General features: G+C 74.2%; 3 protein-coding genes. All 3 read left to right on the top strand.

Annotated elements, in window-relative coordinates; translation table 11 throughout:
* Positions 1-1228 (top strand): hydantoinase/oxoprolinase family protein (locus ABYE80_RS18290; protein ID WP_372791736.1); only part of this gene is annotated, 1228 nt, incomplete at its 5' end.
* Positions 1225-2739 (top strand): hydantoinase B/oxoprolinase family protein, encoded by a 1515-nt coding sequence (locus tag ABYE80_RS18285; protein WP_372791735.1) that lies wholly within the window; start codon positions 1225-1227, stop codon positions 2737-2739. The genes ABYE80_RS18290 and ABYE80_RS18285, both read left to right, overlap by 4 nt.
* A 9-nt stretch (positions 2740-2748) precedes the next feature.
* The gene (locus ABYE80_RS18280; protein ID WP_372791734.1) at positions 2749-3630 is read left to right on the top strand and encodes an NAD(P)-dependent oxidoreductase; all 882 of its coding nucleotides are present in this window, start codon (positions 2749-2751) and stop codon (positions 3628-3630) included.
* The last annotated feature ends 186 nt before the right edge of the window (positions 3631-3816 follow it).

The raw sequence follows: 3816 nt of genomic DNA, 5'->3' as shown, positions 1-3816 counted from the left end.
GCTCCGGGACTACCTGCGGCAACTCCTCGCGCGTGCCGGCGCCGTCGGGCTGCCCGAGCCGTCGATCATGCAGAGCAGCGGTGGCCTGACGACCGCGGCGGCTGCCTCGGAGCACGCCGCGTTCACCGTGTTGAGCGGTCCGGCCGGCGGCGCCGCGGCGGCGGCCCTGCTGTCGCGCGCGACCGACACGCCGGACCTCCTCTGCTTCGACATGGGCGGGACCTCCTGCGACGTCTGCGTCGTGCAGGACGGTCGCGTCCGCGAGACGGCGGGCCGGGAGGTCGCGGGGCGCGAGCTCGCGTTGCCGATGGTCGACATCCACACCGTGGGCGCCGGGGGCGGGTCGGTCGCCTGGCGCGACGCCGGAGGCGCGCTGCGCGTCGGACCGCGCTCGGCCGGGGCCGTCCCCGGGCCCGCCTGCTACGGGGCCGGCGGCACCGAGCCGACCGTCACCGACGCGCACCTGGTGCTCGGGCACCTCGACCCGGCCGTCCCGCTGCCGGGCGGGATCCTCCTCGACGCCGACGCCGCGCACCGCGCCGTCGCGACGCTCGCCGCGGAGCTCGAGCTCGGTGCGCGCGAGACCGCCGCCGGGATCCTGCGGGTCGCCGACGCCGAGATGGTCAGGGCCCTGCGGGTGATGACCGTCGAACGCGGCATCGACCCGCGCGGCTTCACCCTGCTGGCGTTCGGCGGCGCCGGCCCGCTGCACGCCACGTCGATCGCCGCGGAGCTCGGGATCCGTCGCGTCATGGTGCCGTGGACCGGCGGCGTCCTCAGCGCGCTCGGGCTCGCCGCGGCGGACCGCCGGCAGGACGAGGCCCGGACGGTCCTGCTGCGCGGGGACGCGATGACGGAGGCCGCGCTCCGGGAGGTCTCGGCCGGCGCGGACGAGGTCGCCTGGGACCTCCGGTATCGCGGCCAGTCCTTCGAGCTGACGCTCCACGGCGTCCCCCCCGAGCCGCAGGCCCTGCGCCGGGCGTTCGACGCGGAGCACGCCGCCCGCTACGGGTACGCGGATCCCTCCGCTGAGCTCGAGCTCGTGACGGTGCGGCGCACCCACCGGGTCCCCGGTCCCTCACTGGACCTCCACGGCGGACAGGAACCTCCCCCGCCGACCCACGGCCCCGCGGTGATCCGCCTCCCCGGCTCGACGCTCCTGGTGGGCGAGGGCTGGGAGAGCCGGACGGACAGCACCGGGACCATCGTGGTGGAGCGCTCGGCATGACCACCGATCCCGTCGCCCTCCAGGTCCTCGTCGGGGCGATGCGCGCGGCGTGCGAGGAGATGGGCGCGGTCCTCATCCGCTCGGCGCACTCGTCGAACATCAAGGAGCGGCGCGACTGCTCCACGGCCCTGTTCGACCCGGCCGGGCAGATGGTGGCGCAGGCCGAGCACATCCCCGTGCACCTGGGCGCGATGCCGGCGGCGGTCGCCGCGGTGCTCGACGAGGAGCACGCGCCCGGCCGCTCGTGGATCCTCAACGACCCCTATCGCGGCGGCACGCACCTGCCCGACATCACGGTCATCACCCCCGTGTTCGAGCGCGACGAGGGGGACGGAGGCGCCCTGCTGGGCTTCGCCGCCAGCCGAGCGCACCATGCGGACGTCGGCGCCCGGGTCCCGGGCTCGATGCCCGCGGACTCCCGGACGCTGTCCGAGGAGGGCGTGGTGATCCCACCACGGACGCTCGACGAGGCGACGATCACCGAACTGGTCGGGCAGATGCGCAACCCCGACCAGCGGCGTGCCGACCTCCGCGCGCAGGTCGCCGCGGGCCTGACGGGGATCCGGCGCCTGCGCGAGATCGCGGCGCGTCTCGGCACGGACGCCCTGGCGAGGGGCATGGAGGACGTCCTGGACTACGGCGAGCGCCGCGCCCGCGCCTGCCTGCGTGCGCTCCCGGACGGCACCTGGACGTCGGTCGACGTCCTGGAGGGTGCGGACGGGGACCTGGAGCTGCGGCTGCGCGCGACGGTGGACGGCGACCGCATCGTCCTGGACTTCACGGGCAGCGCCGAGCAGGACCCCGGGAACCTCAACTGCCCGCTGGCGGTCACGCGATCGGCGTGCGTGTTCGCCGTCAAGGTGCTCACCGATCCCGACATCCCGCCCAGTGCGGGCGCCCACCGTCCCATCGAGGTGATCGCCCCCGAGGGATCGGTGCTGAACGCCCGCCCGCCGGCCGCCGTCGCCGCCGGGAACGTGGAGACCTCCTCGCGCGTCGCCGACCTGGTCCTGCACGCGTTCGGCCGGGCCCACGGTCAGGGGACGATGAACAACCTGACGCTCGGCAACGACGCGTTCACGTACTACGAGACGCTCGGGGGTGGCCAGGGCGCCTGCCCGGACGCCCCCGGCCCCAGCGCGGTCCACGTCGCGATGAGCAACACGCGGAACACGCCGGTGGAGGCCCTGGAGCTCGAGTTCCCCCTGCGGGTCACGAAGTACGCGATCCGGCGCGACAGCGGAGGGACGGGTCGGCACCGCGGCGGGGACGGGGTCGTGCGCGAACTGGAGGCACTCGAGCCGATGACCGCCTCGCTGATCACCGAGCGGCGGCGGCACGCCCCGCGGGGCGTCGAGGGCGGCGCCGACGGGGCGCGCGGTCGCAACGTCCTGAACGGCACCGAGTTGCCGCCCAAGTGGACGGGAGATCTCGCCGAGGGGGACCGGCTGCGCCTCGAGACGCCCGGCGGGGGCGGCCACGGCGCTCCGGAGACGCCCCACTCCGGCTAGGTTGCGACCATGGACATCGGCTTCCTCGGGCTCGGGATCATGGGTTCGCGCATGGCCGCGAACCTCGCTCGCGCCGGACACACCCTGACCGTCCACAACCGCACGCGCGCCACCGCGGAGGCGTGGGTCGCCGAGCACGGCGGCACGGTCGCCGACACGCCGGCCCAGGCCGCTGCGGCCGCCGACGTCGTCATCTCCATGGTCGTCGACGGGGCACAGGTCGAGCAGATCCTCCTCGGCCCCGACGGTGCGGTCCACGGGGCTCGCGACGGTGCGCTGTTCGTGGACATGTCCACCGTCTCCCCCGCCGACACGCGCCGGATCGGCGCGGCGCTCGGTGAGCGCGGGGTGGCGTTCGTGGACGCCCCGGTCACCGGGTCCAGTCCCAAGGCCCAGGACGGAACGCTGACGATCATGGCGGGCGGAGCGGCGACCGACGTGCAGCGAGTGTGGCCGCTGCTGCAGATCATGGGCGAGCTCGTCCTCCACGTGGGCGAACTGGGCCAGGGCGAGATGGTGAAGCTCATCAACAACGCGACGGCGGCCGCGAACGCGCTCGCGGTCGCGCAGGCCCTGACCGTCGGGCGGGCCACCGGCGTGGATCTGGACGCGCTCGTGCAGGTGATGGAGGCGGGCTCCGGCGGGAGCACGATGCTCTCGCTGAAGGCGACGCCGATGATGCGGCACGACTACACCACCCTGTTCAAGCTCGAGCACATGCTCAAGGACGTCCGGCTGTGCCTGGAGCAGGCCGAGCAGGCCGGCGTCGCGTACCCGGCTGCGGCGGCCGCCTGCGACGCGCTGCTGGCGTGCGCTGAGCGGGGGCTCGGCGACGCGGACTTCGGTGCCGTCGTCGAGGCTGTGGAGACGTCACAGGGCATCCGTCTCTGACCCCCTGTCGCCCGACGGTCCCTCGGACTTGTCCACGGTGTACAACAGGCGAGCGTCTACGCGCCTCATCAAGCGTCAACGCGCCAGGAAAACCACCCTGAAATGTGGCGATTTGCAGGGATAGTTGGCACAACGCACGATCGTTTGCGAAGATGTTCACGTCCCGCGTCGTCGTCCAGGAGGTTC

The organism is Paraconexibacter sp., assembly GCF_041602235.1.
Classification (GTDB): domain Bacteria; phylum Actinomycetota; class Thermoleophilia; order Solirubrobacterales; family Solirubrobacteraceae; genus Paraconexibacter.
Note: the sequence above shows the minus strand (reverse complement) of the source record. Positions and strands in the feature narration are given on the sequence as shown.

Bases quoted from the DNA above. Each gene is read 5' to 3' on its own strand.
- ABYE80_RS18285 (WP_372791735.1), top strand. From the start codon at position 1,225: ATGACCACCGATCCCGTCGCCCTCCAGGTCCTCGTCGGGGCGATGCGC.
- ABYE80_RS18280 (WP_372791734.1), top strand. From the start codon at position 2,749: ATGGACATCGGCTTCCTCGGGCTCGGGATCATGGGTTCGCGCATGGCC.